Annotated in this window: 10 protein-coding genes and 3 pseudogenes; 8 read left to right on the top strand and 5 right to left on the bottom strand. The window is 43.0% G+C overall.

Annotation, left to right across the window (positions count from 1 at the left end):
• Positions 1 to 176 precede the first annotated feature (176 nt).
• From QUA42_RS25430 to QUA42_RS25420, 3 genes are all read right to left on the bottom strand, one after another.
• A complete protein-coding gene (locus tag QUA42_RS25430) occupies positions 177 to 2204 on the bottom strand; it encodes an adenylate/guanylate cyclase domain-containing protein (protein ID WP_333141174.1) in 2028 nt (675 codons plus the stop codon).
• Positions 2170 to 6885 carry a response regulator gene (locus tag QUA42_RS25425; protein WP_333141172.1) on the bottom strand — a complete coding sequence of 1572 codons (4716 nt, stop codon included), beginning with the start codon at positions 6883 to 6885 and terminating at the stop codon, positions 2170 to 2172. The genes QUA42_RS25430 and QUA42_RS25425 overlap by 35 nt, the downstream gene beginning before the upstream one ends.
• A gap of 653 nt (positions 6886 to 7538) precedes the next feature.
• Positions 7539 to 8048 carry a hypothetical protein gene (locus tag QUA42_RS25420; RefSeq protein ID WP_333141170.1) on the bottom strand — a complete coding sequence of 170 codons (510 nt, stop codon included), beginning with the start codon at positions 8046 to 8048 and terminating at the stop codon, positions 7539 to 7541.
• 77 nt (positions 8049 to 8125) lie between these two features.
• On the opposite strand from QUA42_RS25420, the gene QUA42_RS25415 reads away from it, so the two are divergent.
• From QUA42_RS25415 to QUA42_RS25395, 5 genes are all read left to right on the top strand, one after another.
• Positions 8126 to 9043 carry a histone deacetylase gene (locus QUA42_RS25415; RefSeq protein ID WP_333141168.1) on the top strand — a complete coding sequence of 306 codons (918 nt, stop codon included), beginning with the start codon at positions 8126 to 8128 and terminating at the stop codon, positions 9041 to 9043.
• A 142-nt stretch (positions 9044 to 9185) separates the two neighbouring features.
• On the top strand, positions 9186 to 10196 hold the full coding sequence (locus QUA42_RS25410; RefSeq protein WP_333141166.1) for a glycosyltransferase family 2 protein: 1011 nt from the start codon (positions 9186 to 9188) through the stop codon (positions 10194 to 10196).
• A gap of 195 nt (positions 10197 to 10391) precedes the next feature.
• Entirely contained in the window at positions 10392 to 10973 is a 582-nt protein-coding gene (locus QUA42_RS25405) for a serine acetyltransferase (RefSeq protein ID WP_333141164.1), read from the top strand.
• Positions 10966 to 11622 (top strand): acyltransferase, encoded by a 657-nt coding sequence (locus QUA42_RS25400; protein WP_333141162.1) that lies wholly within the window; start codon positions 10966 to 10968, stop codon positions 11620 to 11622. Before QUA42_RS25405 ends, QUA42_RS25400 begins: the two co-directional genes overlap by 8 nt.
• Positions 11623 to 11791: 169 nt before the next feature.
• Positions 11792 to 12346 carry a serine acetyltransferase gene (locus QUA42_RS25395; protein ID WP_333141160.1) on the top strand — a complete coding sequence of 185 codons (555 nt, stop codon included), beginning with the start codon at positions 11792 to 11794 and terminating at the stop codon, positions 12344 to 12346.
• Positions 12347 to 12492: 146 nt separating this feature from the next.
• Here the strand turns inward: QUA42_RS25395 and QUA42_RS25390 are convergent.
• Positions 12493 to 12742 (bottom strand): annotated as a pseudogene (locus QUA42_RS25390) (IS1 family transposase); the annotation flags it as partial.
• A gap of 802 nt (positions 12743 to 13544) precedes the next feature.
• On the opposite strand from QUA42_RS25390, the gene QUA42_RS25385 reads away from it, so the two are divergent.
• Entirely contained in the window at positions 13545 to 14558 is a 1014-nt protein-coding gene (locus tag QUA42_RS25385) for a glycosyltransferase (RefSeq protein ID WP_333141158.1), read from the top strand.
• A 398-nt stretch (positions 14559 to 14956) separates the two neighbouring features.
• Here QUA42_RS25385 and QUA42_RS25380 read toward each other — a convergent pair.
• A pseudogene (locus QUA42_RS25380) lies at positions 14957 to 15877 on the bottom strand (ISAzo13 family transposase).
• 455 nt (positions 15878 to 16332) lie between these two features.
• On the opposite strand from QUA42_RS25380, the pseudogene QUA42_RS25375 reads away from it, so the two are divergent.
• Together QUA42_RS25375 and QUA42_RS25370 are read left to right on the top strand one after the other, a co-directional pair.
• Positions 16333 to 16787 (top strand): annotated as a pseudogene (locus QUA42_RS25375) (transposase); the annotation flags it as partial.
• A 287-nt stretch (positions 16788 to 17074) separates the two neighbouring features.
• Positions 17075 to 17329 (top strand): hypothetical protein, encoded by a 255-nt coding sequence (locus tag QUA42_RS25370; RefSeq protein WP_333141156.1) that lies wholly within the window; start codon positions 17075 to 17077, stop codon positions 17327 to 17329.
• The last annotated feature ends 52 nt before the right edge of the window (positions 17330 to 17381 follow it).

The following is a 17381-nucleotide window of genomic DNA, read 5'->3' as shown; positions in this document are numbered from 1 at the left end:
ATGTAAATTTTCGTTAACTTCTTTGATCATACCAGCACAATCCCTCTAATGGCAGCCTCGGAGCAACGCTCCACACGAACATTCAACTCTTGAGAAGGATGGAAGATATCAGGTTAAATAAACATTCTTTCTTCCTCCTTCCTCCTTCTTCCTTCTTCCTTCTTCCTTCCCAATTTTTACTTTTTTTGTAGCAACCAATAAGTCATCATATTGCCCTTACCTTTTACCGGAATTACGCCTCGCCTCTCAAACAAATACTTATCTTTCAAAAGCTCATAAGTAACATCAGTAACTTGAATGCTGCCTGCAAAACCCGTAGCTTCCATCCTCGCCGCTACATTCACCGTATCTCCCCACAAATCATAGGTAAACTTGCTCACACCAATTACTCCCGCAACCACCGGCCCGGAATTGATGCCGACGCGAATTGCCAGTTTTTCCCCTGTCTCGGCGCACAACTTTGCTATTTTTGCCTGCATTCCCAAAGCCATTTGGGCGATCGCCTCGGCGTGATCATGTCTCGGCGTAGGCAACCCCCCGACTACCATGTAAGCATCGCCAATAGTCTTAATTTTCTCCACACCGTACTTTTCAGCTAACTGGTCGAAGTGCGAAAAAATTACGTTCAAGCGCTTTACCAACTCGGTGGGAGACATTCTAGCAGACAACTCAGTAAAGCCAACAATATCAGCAAATAAAACACTTACTTGGGCAAAACTGTCGGCGATCGTGCTTTGCTCTGCCTTCAAGCGTTCTGCGATTGGTTTGGGTAAAATATTTAACAGCAACTTCTCGCTTTGTTCTTGTTGAACTTTTAGCGCTTCTTGAGCTAATTTGCGCTCGGTAATGTCAGAAACAGTACCCTCATAGTAAAGCAGCTCACCTTTTGCATCTCGAACAGCCCGAACATTTTCTGACACCCAAATCCGGCGCCCGTCTTTGCGACATACCATAGATTCAAACCCCGAAACAGCATTTTCAGCATCCATAGCAGCCACAAATTCGAGGCGGCGTTCCGGGTCAACGTACAGTTGCTGAGCAATATTTTTAATTTCGGACATCAGTTCTTCTGGGGAGTCGTAACCGTACAATTTTGCTAAAGCTGGATTAGCGCTGATATAGCCTCCTGAAGGCGTGCTTTGAAAAATGCCTTCCATCGCATTTTCTACAATGCTGTGATATTTTTCTTGGGCAATACGCAGCAATTCTTCTGCTTGTTTGCGCTGAATTAAAGAACCTAATTGAGTGCCGACTGCATTAAAAACGTCTATAAATCGCGCGTCTTTCCGACAAGACGAAATTTTAAAGAAAACTAGCACTGCCAATACTTCATCGCCTACCAAAATCGGTACGCCAAAACCAGCTTTGAATCCAAGCTCTAGTGCTATCTGACTTCGGAGAAAATGGGGGTAGCCCCGGGAAATATCTTCTACCCATTCCGGTTGCTTGGATTCCCAAACTCGTCCGGGTAGCCCTATATTCATAGCAAATGTCAGTTTTTCGCTTTGCCTGCGGAACGATTCCATCCTCGGGTTGCTCGCATACCAACCCCGGGCAGATTGCAGCACAGTTCCTTCTGCATCGGGAATCCAAGCTTCTCCTACATCCCATCCGATTGTTTCCCCAACTTGGTGCAAAATTACTTCTAAAGCTGAGTGAAAGTCTACAGCTTCGCCGATCGCCCGCGTAGTTTCCAGCAAAAACCGGATTGATTCTTCAGCCCGCTGCCGTTCTGCGATTTCTTCCTGTAATCTAGAATTGCGATCGTGCAGTTCCCTAGCTTGCAGTTGTAGTTTGGATTGCAGCGAACGAAGGGAAAGTTGGTTTTGGACGCGGGCTAAAACTTCTTCTACTTGAAACGGTTTAGTAATATAATCTACTCCTCCTACTTGAAAAGCTTTAACTTTTTCCAGCACGTCATCTAGCGCACTAATAAAAATTACCGGAATATCTTGAGTTTTTTCGCTTAACTTTAACTGCTCACAAACTTCATACCCGTTCATTTGCGGCATATTAATATCTAGTAAAATTAGATCTGGAGGAGATATTTGTGCCCCTTGCAAAGCCAAGTGTCCGTTAATAGCCTTCCTGACATGATACCCGTAAGATGTCAGCATAGTGGATAAAAGTCGCAAATTATCCGGCATATCGTCAACGATCAGAATGTCTTTAGGAGTCGCTGGTAATGGATGGTAGTTCATCATAATATAATTGAGTTAAATCGATAATGATATCTATCCGAAAATTATCGACTAAATCTGTTAAAGCGTTAGCGAGATTTGCCTCAGTTTCGGGAATTTTCTTGATCAGTTCGAGGATCCGGTTGTCATCAACACAAAGTGCTGCTCGGTGCAACTCGACCACCCAGTCTGTGGGCATTACACTCAAATCCTGGGTGGTCAAATTTTTAAGCAGCGTCGGTGTTGAAAAAGAAGTAGATAAGTTTTCTTTCTCATAAATATAACGCAGGTTGAGATGATGCGCTATCTTTTCAAAGAGTACCTCTTCCCGAAACGGTTTACATATCAAATCGTTACAACCAGCAGACAAAATTATTTGCCGCTGCTCGTCAAAAGCACTAGCCGTCAAAGCAATAATTATTGTTTCTTTTCCTTCGAGAGTTTTCTTAATCTCTCTTGTCGCTTCATACCCATCCATCACGGGCATCAGCATATCCATTAATATCAAGTGCGGCTTCCAAGTTGAATGCAAAGCAATTGCTTCTTGACCGTTAGTTGCTTCCCGGACTTCAAATCCCAGAGGTATCAGCAGCTTAACCAGCAGTTGGCGATTTTCCGCTACATCTTCAACTATTAATATCCGATAAATGTCTTGTCCGGCTTCTAAACCAATAACTTGTTTAATCGGCGGTTTTTCTTGTTCATCACTTTCTGTTACTAAGTTAACCCAGATATTAAAGCTGAAAGTTGTGCCTTGACCGAGTTGACTTTCAACAGCAATATCACCTCCCATAATTCGGACAAACTGTTGGCTGATAGGCAATCCCAGACCCGTTCCCTGCATGGATTTTCGACCAGTTTCGGTTTGTACAAATGGCTTAAATAATGTAGAAAGTTCCAAGGAAGAAATGCCGGGACCCGTGTCGGCAATTTCAAAATACAATTGGGATTTGTTTTCTTCTGTGGGGTCTTTTTCAGCTTGGCTGCTGACGCGCAAAGTAACGGTTCCATGCTGAGTAAATTTAATCGCATTGCCGACCAGGTTAATTAAAACTTGCCGCAATTTAGCTTCGTCTGTTTGAATGTACTGCGGCAAATCCTCGGCATTTTCAAAGATTAGATGCAAACCTTTTGAGTTAGCTTTTAGTTGCAGCATTTCTTTGAGACTGTTGAGAAGGTTGTAGAGATTGAAGCGGCTGGGATTGATGGTAATTTGACCTGCTTCTATTTTGGACATTGACAAAACATCATTAATGAGTTCCAGCAAATGTTCGCCGCTGCGGTTAATAATTTCTATGTATTCTTTTTGTTCTTGCGTGATAGAACTGTTGCGGGCCATCACTTGGGAAAAACCGAGAATGGCATTGAGAGGTGTGCGGAGTTCGTGGCTCATGGAAGCTAGAAATTGGCTTTTGGCGCGGTTGGCAACTTCAGCGTTTTCTTTGGATTTAATGAGTTCCATCGACTGCCTTTGAGTGCGGGCGAGCAATTCCGCTTGCTGTAATGCTACTCCTAGCTGAGTACCTACATCAACTGCAACGTTGATTTCGGCTTCACTCCACTGGCGGGGAGCAGAATTTTGATAGGATGCTAGTAATCCCCAGAGCTTTTTGCCAGAGAAAATTGGTACAATAATGTAGGATTTAGCTTGAAATTTTTCTAGCAATTGGATGTAACAATTATCGAAACCTTGCTTGTAAATATCTGGGACACAAAGGTAAGTTTTACCTCGGCTGTAGGCTCCGCCTTGGGTTTGTTGCAAATAGGTATCGTGGACTTCTGGTGACACACTATCCAATTTTTGGACAAGGCAAAATTCACTGTCTAAAGCGCCTTCAGTAAGGTTAGAATCGGTCTCCTGTGCTTGGATGAAAGAAACCCACTTGCGCTCAAGGGATTCGGCTACAAATTCGCCACTCCAGTCTGGATTGAAACGGTAAATAGCGACTCGATCGCACTTCATGGTTTGGCGCAATTCTCGGGTTGTGGCGTGAAAAATTTCTCGGATATCTAAAGTTTGCCGCATTCTTTCAATGATGCGGGCGATCGCTCTTTGTCGTAAAGCACTTTCTTGCAGTTCGGTTTCTGCTTGCTTGCGTTCGGTAATATCTACAGCCATTAAAGCAATGCCGATTGCTGTACCGTTATCGTCAATTAGCTGAGTATTGTACCACTCGCAGATGATAATTCTGCCGTCTTTAGTCAGATTTTCGGTAGTGCCGCTGGATTTGGCATTCAAGTCATGATTGAAAATCTCAGATAATTGCGGGTGGTAGCTTTCAGGTACGATCAAATCGGAGGCGACTCGACCCATCGCTTCTTGCTCACTGTAGCCAAAAATAGCCACGGCGGCGGGATTCCAAGTGATAATTTCTAAATTGAGGTTTAACTCGATAACTGCGATCGGCGTTTGCTGCAATAAAAATGAGATTCTTTGTTGGGACGCTAGCAGTTTCTCTTCGGCTAATTTGCGGTCTGTGATGTCATTAGCAGTGGCGAGAATTTGTTTGGGTTTACCATCGGCTGTTCTGAGAAATACTGTATCCCAACTGTGCATCCATCGCCATTCACCGTTTTTGTGTTTCATGCGGTATTGACATTCAATGACCTCACCGTCTTTGGCTTGATCTACTTTTTGGACGCTTTCAAAAAAGTCTGGCAAATCGTCGGAGTGGAGTAGAATTGGCATCATTGCTGTACCCATATCTTGTATTTCTTGGGCTGTGTATCCGAGTAGCGTCGAAATTTGTCGGTTGGTGTAAACATTCCGCTGTTCAATTACATCGTAAACGTACAATAGGTTGGGATTGGAATCGGCGATCGCTTGAATGAAGTGTTGGCTTTCTCTGAGTGCGGATTCTGTTTGTTTGCGAACGCTAATATCTCGCGCCACGATAATCACTGAATCTGGAGTCAGCGGAGAAACTTTAGCATCGAGGCAAACGTCGCGCTCTCCGACTTTAAAGCTATATTCAACATTGATAGTTTGCTTCGATTTTAAAGCTTGTTGGATGGCATTTAATACTAAATCTGCTATAGGTTTTGGCAAGACTTCGTGGGCGGTTTTATTAATCATTTCGCTGGGAGGTTTCACCAAATTTTTTGATGCTGTAGGGGCGATTTTGATGCAGCGGCCTTCTGCATTTCTCACTAAAACTGTGTCAGTCATGGCGGCAAAAATCGCCCGCAATTCAGTTTCCGATTCTTGCAGAGCTTGCTCGGCGCGGACGCGGGTGCGAATTTCTGCTTGCAGCACTTTATTTTGCCGATCGAGCTGCTGAATTCGGTTTTTTTCTCGTTCGATCAGTTTAGCTTGAGCGATAGCGAGCCCTACTTGAGCCGCCACAGCTTCTAATAAGTCAATTTCCTCGGAAGTCCATTCCCGGTAACGATCGCACTGGTGCAAGCCGATAGCGCCGTTTGCCCTGCCTTGGTAGGAAGTGCGAATTGCCAGCATCGATTTCAACCCAAGTTTGTGGCAAATCGGTTGAACAGCTTGCAACAGAGGGTCTGAATAAACATTGTGGGAGGCGAGCGCCCGATCTTGTATCATCATTTGTATGACGTGAGGATTGCCCCAAATTGGAACAGGCACGTTCCGAATAGATTCGCACTCCGGTTCGAGATACTCTGCTGCCAGAGGAATATCCACTTGGGGAGTAGTAACGTAAGTATGAATCAAACAGCGATTGACGCAGAATGCCAGACCGATTTGAGTTGCAGCTATGTGAAATATTTGTTCTGGCTGCAAGCTTGAGCGAATTTCTTGAGTTATTTTTGCAATCAGCAATTCTCGCTGAACTTGCCGTTCTAAAGCAGCTTTAGCTCCTGCCATTTCTATTTCTGCGTGCTTGCGCTCGGTGATATCAAAAAGTACGCCATACCAAACAATATCGCCATTATCGCGTATTTCGGGCCGAGAATTAGATTGCAGCCATTTGAGCTTACCCGACGGTGTAACAATCCGCCATTCACAGGCAAAAGGTTCTAAAGTTTGGGCGCTAGTAGCAATTTGTTTTACCAGATATTCGTGGTCATCTGGATGATTTTGCTCAAAGCAAAAGTCGGGATTTTTTAATATTTCCTCACTCTCTAATTCGTAAATCTCCCGACAAGCATAACTAATATATTCAAACTTAAAACTTCCATCGGGCTTGTTGATAAATTGATAAAGAACTCCCGGTATATTGACCGCCAATTTCTGCAACCGCGCTTTGCTTTCCCGGAGTGATTGTTCTGTTCGCTTGCGAAATTCTACCTCTTGTTGCAGTTGGGCATTCTGCTGTTTTAATTGTTTTGATAGCTGTTGTATAGTCAATTGACTTTCGATCCGTACTAAAACTTCTTCCACTTGAAAAGGCTTAGTAATGTAGTCAACACCGCCGACTTCAAAAGCTTTGACTTTGTGAAAAGTTTCGTCAAAAACACTCAAAAAAATAACCGGAATTTCCCTCATTTTCTCGTTGGATTTCAGTCTGGCACAGACTTCATATCCGTTCATTTTGGGCATGGCAATATCTAGCAAAATCAAGTCGGGGAGAACGGTTAAATTAGCATTAACCGCCATTTCTCCAGAAATAGCCCGCTGAACTTTATACCCTTCCTTCGTTAGTATGTTTGATATAAACCGCAGGTTGTGGGGCTGATCATCAATAATTAAAATGTGAATATTTTCTTTGTCAAATATCATTTTTTGTCGGAGCATTGTAAATTTTTTAGTGCTAGAAGCAGATTGATGATTTAATAAATTTAGCGATTCCTTCCGATCATCATTATTTATTAAATTTTTTCAAACTCAGCAAATAGAACATTAACTTTAGATAGTAGCCATTAATTAACGCACCTTCTATTTTTTAGATTTATTGGTTGCTTGTCTTAAGTTGTCACTGAAATTAACCGTACTTAACCACATTTTATTGTCAAAACAAATCGCCTTATTTGCTGTACAAATTAAGTCTGCCGAAAAACAATCATCCCTTGGACACTCCAGACCAAAGCAAGCGGGTTTTTTAACTTTGTTCAAGGGCTATGACAAAGTATTTTCGTTCAACCCGGTTGATGCGCCCAGGACAGTTTTTTGCTTGACTTTAGCATTAAAAGTCCCAGGAGGATAAGGCAAGTTTCTGGACATTCTTCTGCCACATTCAAAGGGTTTTAGCAGAGATAAACACCTGGACATACCGCGAGGGGAAGAAACCGTTTTTTTTACTCTTTTCGCTGCCACAAAGTATGGCTGTGAAAAACCTCGGTTGTGACCCACCCGCCTCTCAGTCTTAAGATATTTATAGGTGACTCAGAGTATATAGCAATCAACCCCGCACCCAAAGCCTACCATATAAACTATTTTCTTGGTCTTTTCTAGGCCAACAATTCCTTAAGTTTAGCAATATTTTCACTGCTAAAGTAAATTTTAATTTCTAGTTCTTGGTCAGATTCCCACAGCAGCAGCAGATTATCTTCGCCCAAGGCGATTTCGGGATTGTTTAATTCAAGCGTTTGATATTTAACTTCTGGAATTCCTACGCGAATTACCAGTTCCGCTTCCAACTGAGGATAGATGTACAATTGCTGTTGCAAGTTGTCAAGTTCTAATTTGTCAACAGTGTTGTTACGTTGGACAGGAGAATCGGGTTTGTACCAATAGAGAGTTTCCTCCCGAATTTCAGGATTGACTATCACAAATGTTTCGTCAAAACGCTGGGGGTGCCAGTGAATTTCGCTCAAACCGCCGATTTGCGGAATCAGTCGCTGTACCCAGCTAATTTCTTTGCCGTTGAGGTTTGTCCACCATTGACTAATATTATCGAGATTGTCAGCATTTTCGGGGTCGGTGCTGCCGGACTGCCAGACTGTTTTTAGTTGTTGCATATACAGGTTCTCCAGCGAATTTAGATTTGAGATTGCAGGCTTTCAATAGGAGATTCATTCGTTATACAATAATTTTAATGGACTTACCAATTATTTACCACGAAGATTACGTTGCACCTCTGCCACCGGCTCACCGCTTCCCGATGGCCAAGTTTCGGATGCTTTACCAGATGCTGCTCGCGGACGGGGTAGCAGATAAATCGCAATTTCACGCTCCCGAACTTCCCCCTCAAGAATGGATTGAATTAGTCCATGACCACTCCTATGTTCAAGCTTACTGCAACGGGACGCTCGATAACAAAGCTCAGCGGCGAATTGGTCTGCCTTGGAGTCGGGCTCTGGCTAATCGCACTTGCACTGCGGTTGCAGGAACTGTACTAACTGCAAAGCTAGCTTTAGACTACGGTTTGGCTTGCAATACTGCGGGCGGAACTCATCACGCCTTCCCGGCTTTTGGGTCTGGTTTTTGTATTTTTAATGATTTGGCGATCGCCTCTCGCGTATTGCAAAAAAATGGTTTAGTTCGCAAAGTTTTAATTGTCGATTTAGATGTCCACCAAGGAGACGGAACCGCCGTAATATTCCAAGATGACAGTAGCGTTTTTACTTTCTCGATGCACTGCGAAGTCAATTTTCCCGGCACTAAACAAAAGGGCGATTTAGATGTACCTTTGCCTGTGGGTATGGAGGACGACGAATATTTACAAACATTGGATAAATTTTTACCAGATTTGCTGTCAAATGTCAAGCCAGATTTAGTTTTGTACGATGCTGGAGTAGACCCTCATCACGCTGACAAACTGGGAAAATTAGCTTTAACTGATACGGGGTTATTTCGCCGGGAAATGCAAGTTTTGACCGCCTGTTTGGCTGGCGGCTATCCCGTTGCCTGCGTGATTGGCGGGGGCTATTCCGATGACGCTAAGGGGTTAGTTTACCGGCATTCGCTACTGCACCGAGCCGCCAGTCAAGCCTACAGGCAGTATCGACTTTGATCCAGAGCGGCGAGACTTCGGAAATATGGCCCAAAAAACAGTCTCCCTCACCCAAACAAATAAAAATACTATTAGCGATCGCTCCAGCTTGCCAGATGGGTACAACTTGAGCTAAAAAGTTGTTAAACAAACAACGGTACTTATGTCGAAGGCCAGCGAGTCCAATCACCCCTATCCACTGCTGGTTGTCATTGTTAACTACCGAACCTCTAGTTTGACAATTGACTGCTTGCGCTCTCTAGTTAGCGAAGTGCAATCGCTGCCTGGTATGCGAGTTGTAGTTGGCGACAATGCTTCAGGCGATCGCTCCGTCGAAGAAATTAGTAGTGCGATCGCCTCAGAAGGCTGGAATGAATGGGCATCGTTCGTTCCCCTAGACCGCAACGGCGGATTTGCCTTCGGCAACAACGCCCTGATCCGTCCCGCCCTCCAATCCACCAATCCCCCCCCTTACTTCCTGCTGCTCAACCCAGACACCATAGTTCGCCCCGGTGCCTTAAAAGCCCTCGTCGATTTCATGGACACTCATCCCGAAGCCGGCATCGCAGGCAGCCGCTTGGAAGACCCCGACGGCACGCCCCAGGAGTCAGCTTTTCGGTTTCACAACATCTTGACGGAACTCGATTTTGGTTGGCGGACAGGCTTTATATCCAAGTTATTAGCCAACTGGGCCGCAGCGCCTCCCATTTCCCAAGAAACCTGTCAAACTGATTGGGTAGCTGGAGCCAGCATGATCGTCCGTCGCGAAGTATTTGAAAAAATTGGCTTGATGGATGAAGCTTATTTCATGTACTGCGAAGAAATGGACTTTTGTCTACAAGCGAACAAAGCTGGCTGGAGTTGCTGGTACGTACCCGAAAGTCGCGTTGTGCACTTAGTCGGCCAAAGCTCAGGCGTCACTGACACCAAAAAGCCCGCCAAGCGGCTGCCTACCTATTGGTTTGATTCCCGGCGTAGGTACTTTATCAAAAACTACGGCTTAGTTTACACAGCATTAACTGACGTATCCTGGGCTTCGGGTTTTGCAGCCTGGAGGGTGCGCCGCGTACTTCAAGGCAAACCCGATGGCGATCCACCACAATTACTGAGGGATTTTGTATTAAATAGTGTATTTTTTAAGGGGGGTAAGATTGAAAAATCCAAAAACTTTTAAAGGAAGTTGGTAAATCGGTCAAAGCCAACTAAACGACGTTAACCTAGGCAAGCAAAATATTTTATGATGCAGCCGAGAAATTAGTAGTCTCGGTCGATAAAACCGGATTGCTCCTTCCTCAAAAACCTGATAGACCCATTAATATCGTCGGGATCTAGCAAGAGAGTAAACAATAAATAGTGTGAATTAGAGCTTATGGTAACTGAGCAAAACTTAATCACCAGTGAAAATCAAGTAGAAGACCCCGACCTGGGACTGTGGCAGCAAATTAAAGAAGACTGGATTGCTCATGGTCGAGATTGGACAAAACCGGGATTTCGCGCCGTAGCAGTGCAGCGTTTTGGCGTCTGGAGAATGCAGGTAGAACCGAAATTACTGCGAGCTCCTTTGAGCATTATTTATCGAGCACTCTACCGAAAAGTCCGCAATAGTTACGGGATAGACTTGCCTTACACTGTGAAGCTCGGTCGTCGCGTGGTGATTGAACATCAAAACGCTATTATTATTCACGGATATTGTACGATCGGTGACGACTGCATTATCCGGCAAGGTGTAACGTTGGGAAACCGCTATTTGGACAAACCGCTAGAATCCCCTCAATTGGGCGATCGGGTTAACGTCGGCGCTGGTGCAAAAATCCTCGGAAAAGTAAACTTGGGAGACGACGTAAATATCGGTGCCAATGCTGTAGTTTTATCCGACATTCCAGCAGGTCAAACTGCTGTTGGTATTCCTGCCAAGATTCTTCAATCTAGGAAAAACCAGGAAAATGCTTAGATCAACATTGCAAAAAATTATCCGCCATCTTGCCATGCGTTATGGCAAGTTCCGTGCCCTTTACGTCCAATTATGTAACCTCTGTGCCAAAGAATACACAGAATTTCTCCGCCCCCACGGCAACTTGTACGCGATCGGCGAAAATTGCAGCATCTGGCCCAATACCGTCTTTGGAGATCCCGCCTACGTCTGCATCGGCAACAATGTTCACTTCTCATATGGTACCCTCATCGGCCACGATGGCTCGATCGCCATGCTGGACCAGGCTTACAACGTTAAAGTAGATGCCGTAGGCAAGATAAACATCCGGGACAACCTATTTATCGGCTTAAATGCGATCGTCCTTCGCAACGTCACTATCGGCTCAAATGCGATCCTAGCAGCCGGTGCCGTCGTCACCAAAGATGTCGCCGAGGGCGATATAGTCGCCGGCGTCCCCGCCAGACCGATAGGCCGCCTCGAAGACTTAGTGAAGAAATTGCAAGCCGAAACTCAAAGTCTGCCCTGGGTCGATTTGATTAACAGCCGCGAGGGCAGCTTCGACCCCGAAATTGAACCCGAGCTCGTAAAGTTACGAGTGTGCCACTTCTACGGCAACACATCCACTCCAACTGTGGCCCAATTCCAGCAATCTCCCTACCCAAGTTAGAGATTCTTCTTAAGGTAAATTGCACTATAGCAATCCTTGCAGGAGTCGTAAATTTTTTACCCCACCCCAACCCTCCCCGAACCCAAGGGGAGGGAGTAAGAATTCACAAATGATTTAGGATTGCTATAATAGGCACAATTGTCTATATCATTAAAACACTGCACAAACAATGGTTGAGTCAATCACTAAGCCAATCATTTCTGCTACAGAAGCAGACTGGAGCCGCGAAAAATCTAGCCAGTGGTGGGAACCCAGTTGCCAACTGCTTAAATCTATCCGCAACTATCAAAAGTGGCAGAAGCAGGGTGGAATTGCGGGATATATTTTATGCCGTTGGAACGTTATCCAGCATCGATTTTGGAGCGTGGTAACTGCAACAGACATCCCTTTAAACTGCCAAATACAAGGAGGACTGGTGCTGCCTCATCCTAATGGCATTGTCATTCATCCCAATGCTTCCATTGGCCCTAACTGTCTGATTCTTCAACAGGTGACAATTGTTGCGGATGTCAAAATCGGCGGTCACGTCGATATCGGTGCAGGAGCAAAAATTATTCGCTCCGTAACGATCGGCGATCATGCTTTGATTGGTGCTAATGCTGTGGTGATTTGTGACGTGCCACCAGGTACAACCGCAGTCGGAATTCCCGCCAAAATAATAGAAAAAAAAGACCCCGAAAGTATAATAAAAATTATAGAAATTGCAGAAAAAACAGCAAATTAGCTCGATTTTTATTAAATTACAAGAAATACTCAGGACTTGAACTCAAGTAGTAAAAATTGAAAAAAAGTGGATTGGTTGCCAACAGCTAAAATGTGGGATTTAAAAATCGGTAGTCATGCACAGTAATGATATCGTTTTCTTAGGCACTAATTATAGTGATGTACCAAGTTAAAGATTTCCCCAATATGGTGCAAACAGTTTTTTTGAGAAAGACAAGGTTTTACGAACCAAACGAGAAGTTCGCTGCTGTAAAGTATTATTAAGTCTTTCAATATAACTGGTTTTTCCCAATTCTTTACCTACAGGTAGATGTCTTTTAAAAGGTAGCACTTGTGAATAACAATCCCAAAAATCAGTATAGCAAACAGCACATTGTTTATAGACAGGAGGTGAAGAAGATGTTTTAAAAGTCCGGTCAGGTATAATTTAGCCCTTCTGATTGGGCTTAACTGAGACAATCAATAAATCAAGGTTTCAGCTCATACTTAGATGCTGCTTTGTGCCAACTCTGAAGTCAAACGACCCTTTTAAAACATCCTCAAAGATTGCTAGAGCATTGGGAGCAGATTTTTTTGAACGGTCTCTAATATAAACTCCAACAATTTCACGGGTATTTTAGATCTAAAGCTATCCAGAGGCATTGCTTTTTCCGCTTGTTTTTGACAAATGACCACATTTCATCTAGCTGTAAAATCAACTGACCTTTAGGTTTTTTTTATCACCAAAATTTCTTGGGAAATTTCGGCCTACTTTTTATTTACATAATGCTGAATCCATCGAATGGATACCCCGGTAGCTCTAGCAATTCCGGCTCAAGAAATATTTTCTAAAATCCGTCGCTCAATTAAGGCTTTAGTAAGAAGGTGAAATCTGCTTATATTGAGAATCTTCAATAAATTGACTACTACAATTTTTACATTTAAATTAAATCTCTGTTTTTCCTAATAAGTCTTTCCATTTTTAATAAAAAAATTGCTTTGACAATTAGGACATTCCATACTTTTACATCTGAAATTTATGTTAATTTAATATTAAACGATTACTGTGCATTACTACCCATAAGGTTTGACTACTTTTTTAAGGGAGTTCGATCGGTAATGGTTTCATGGCTGCAATTAATATACTAATATTAAGTGTACTCTATTTACTTGCCATCTGCTGTAAAATTTTATTAGGCGTAAAATTCAAGAGGTAAACCTTGAAACAAATTGGATTAGTAGCGATCGGACGAAACGAAGGCCAGCGCCTTCGCCAATGCCTAGTCTCGGCCACAGACAAAGTTGCTCGCGTCGTCTATGTCGATTCCGGCTCAACAGACGGTAGCCTAGAGTTAGCCCGCTCGATCGGGGCCGATACAGTAGAACTAGACTTATCTATACCGTTTACCGCAGCACGCGCCAGAAACGAAGGCTTTGCCCGCTTGCTGGAACTAGCGCCCGATATCGAATTTGTCCAATTTGTGGACGGTGACTGCGAAGTAGTTGATGGATGGCTCGATCGGGCCTACAGCGAACTCGCAGCCAAACCAGACGTAGCAGCAGTATGCGGGCGCAGGCGCGAACGATACCCCCAAGCCAGCATCTACAACCAATTGTGCGACATCGAGTGGGATACCCCCATCGGCGAAACCAAAGCCTGCGGTGGCGACTCCATGATGCGCACCACCGCATTTGAGCAAGTCGAAGGTTTCAATCCCGCACTAATAGCCGGCGAAGAACCCGAACTGTGCTTGCGGCTTCGCCAAAAAGGTTGGAAAATTCTTCGTTTAGACGCAGAAATGACCCTGCACGACGCGCAAATGACCAGTTTCGCTCAGTGGTGGAAGCGGGCTCAAAGAGCGGGTCACGCCTATGCCGAAGGTTCCTGGATGCACGGAACCGAACCAGAGCGCCATTGGGTCAAAGAAACGCGCAGCACCTGGTTTTGGGGCTTAGTCTTGCCAGCGCTAGCCTTGGCCATGACATGGCCGACAAAAGGCTTGAGCTTGTTACTATTGAGTGGCTACCTCTTAGCAACCTATCGCACCTATAACTATTATATAAAGCATCGGGATCTCACAACTAAAGACGCATCCATCTACGCTTTGTCATGTGTATTAGCCAAATTTCCCCAGCTACAAGGTCAAATCCAGTTTCACCAGCGCCGATTGCTGGGGCAGCAGAGCAAGCTAATAGAATACAAAACCACCAACTCTATTAATTCAGCCAGCTAGAATTAGAGGTAACGTCCCAGAAAATGTATCCCTCAGTAGTAAACAAAGGAGTAATAAAAGATTAAAAGTTTTACTAAGTGTCGAACCGTGCAATCCTGACGGGGCATCAGTACCTTTGGTGGAATATAATTATTTCAGGAAATAAACAATTTAGTTAATGCAACACTCGTTACCCATATTAGAAATAAACCCGCCCTTGAAAAACACCCAGAATATGAAAAAGCCATCTACCTCGAAGAAGGAAAGTTAGCCAAGCAATATTATAAAATAGTCCTCGAAAAGCTTCCCGCAAGCGGGCGAATAAATTGACCTATTTATCATGCCTTGACTTACTCAATTTCTGAGCACTTCAATCAACAAGTATATCAAAAATTCAAAGGAAAAATCCTCAACGGAGATTATGACATATAACCTTTCTCATAAAGATGAGGTATGATGTAACTGAGATGTTGCACATTCCATTTGGGTAAATATTCATCAAAAACTATTTTCAGATTTTTTTTAAAATCATCAGTCACCTTTAGACCAATTTCATAGATTTTATCTACCACATTTACAACTACAGATAGACCCTTGTTAGTGTGAGTTTTTTACATGAGACTTTTGACTAAATTTACACTTGTAAAAATCACTCCTTGACCGGCTCTGGCTATATGAGGGAAGAGTCGATGTTCAATGGGATTGTATTTAGATGTATACGGAGGGTAATGAGCTATTCTGATCTCAATTCCAATTTCATCTACTAACTTTTGTAAATCTTGCTTAAAGATATAATGATTAGCATTATTGCTACCGCCACCATCACACTTAGCTATAATCGAATTGGCATGAGGATAGGCGGCTTTTCCCTAATTATTCCACCAGTGTTTGATGGATTCACAAGCAAATTCACTGGCATCTTTACTGTTACCTAATGTTACATATCCTCGATTTTTTGGGCAATCGTAAATTCCATGTGGAATCACTTTTCCACAACCTAAACTCCAACAATCATGGTCTAAAGTAATGACAGGTTCGGTTGTATAAAGAGTACCGGGACGATACAAATTCCCTAAAAATTCTTTCTTTTTGGTATCAAAACTAATAATGGGATTACCTGCTTTTCTATACTGTGTGTCGAGCCTTGCAATATTTTCAATTTGAGAATTACGATTTTTATTAGTTCCTATCGTTTGCTTTTTTTGTGCTTGTTGATTGACCCATCTATGCTTTTTTAAGAGGTTACTTGTTAGAGGAAGACTGACAATAAATCCGGCAGAATTCAGTCCCAAAGCTATTTCTTTATGCGTCCAATTAGTCCATTTAATCAACTCATTCATTGGGTCTCTCGCTGTCTTAAATTTTCAGAGTTATAAAAAGGCTTCATCAATGCCGCTCTGAGTATATAAAATACTTTTTCTGCCTCCTCCTTTTTTTGATTCTTAAATTATCGATAGTCGTTTCATCCATTTTTTCTAAATCCTCAATTCCCTGAACAATAGTATTTCGACTGCAGCCGAAAAGTTGCATTATATAGCTAATTCCACCCCCTCCCTGTTTTTGGGCTTCTATCGCTGCATACCTTCTTTTATCCTTTTATGTATGATAAAGAGTTATAAAGTTTCTTCATTTCTGACTCAAGTGAACTAGAATAAAACATAGATTTAAAGGTAAGGTAGGGTGGTAAGATAGAAAAATAAGAAAGCAAGTTTCTCTCACTTTTGGTGAAAATTGCGACCGAGGGCTGTTTTTCATTATATCCGAAAATACATCAAGTTATTTATTTTTCATTCCTTATTATGGCGCAGTAAATTATTTAACCAAACAGTTTGTTTTGCGAGAATATGCAACGGCAAATTCTGAGAATACAGTGGCTTTCTTAAAAGATTTACAATCTTTAAATCCCGAAGCCAGACATTTAATTATTTGGGAGGGAGCTAGCTATCACAAATATAAAGAGATGAAAGCTTACCTAGAAGAAATTAATCAAGGCAAAGAGGGGGATGAATGGCCTTTAACTTGTGTCCTGTTTGCTCCCAATGCTCCGCCTGCAGAATCAAGTCGAAGATATTTGGCTTCATGCCAAGACTTGGGTGAGAAAGTTTGGGAATCGGCTCAGTTATGAATGCCTTGGTTAAATGGTTCTTCAATTTTACCATACAGTCACAAAGCTTTGACTTTCTAAAGTTACACAAATTTGGTAGGTTTGAACCAACACTCAATGGAACTGCTGCTCGATTAAACTCTTAATTAATTTACTAATGATTTGCGTTCGCTATATATTTTTATCTTTAGCCCCAACTTAACATATTTCGGGCTATTTTTATTACTTATTTATTCAATTTCAACACTTCTGAATCTGTCATTATTAGGACGGATAGCTTTTAATGCTTTAAACCGAGAGCAATCTTTTCGGCGTAGCAATCAGCAAAAATCCAATCGAGCTGCAATGGATAATAAGTATATGCTGACTATTCTTGCTGCTTGTTTATTCCACCCAACATGATGATGCCTCTAAATCCCCTTGTCAATAGCGTTTGAGATGCGCTTACCCTGAACTGAATCCCCCGTGCACAGGAGAAGATTGGAATGAGTGGTGGGAACACGTTTTTGCTACGGTTTATTGGCTGAATGTTCGCAATGATTACCGCGTTGATGATGGGGAAATTCACAACGAACCGGACAATCGCGCTCAGGGTTGGGGCGGGACTAGGGCTGACTATTTTGAATTGGTTAAGGTGGCCAAAGATGCGATCGCCTTTGTTTATATAGCGAGCGCACATCATTCATAAATCGATCGAGGGTTCGATCGAGCAGTAGTTTCATGAGAATTTTGGCTCAAAA

The sequence above is a fragment of the Microcoleus sp. Pol11C2 genome (assembly GCF_036701505.1).
In the GTDB taxonomy this organism is placed as follows: Bacteria; Cyanobacteriota; Cyanobacteriia; order Cyanobacteriales; family Microcoleaceae; genus Microcoleus.
Note: the sequence above shows the minus strand (reverse complement) of the source record. Positions and strands in the feature narration are given on the sequence as shown.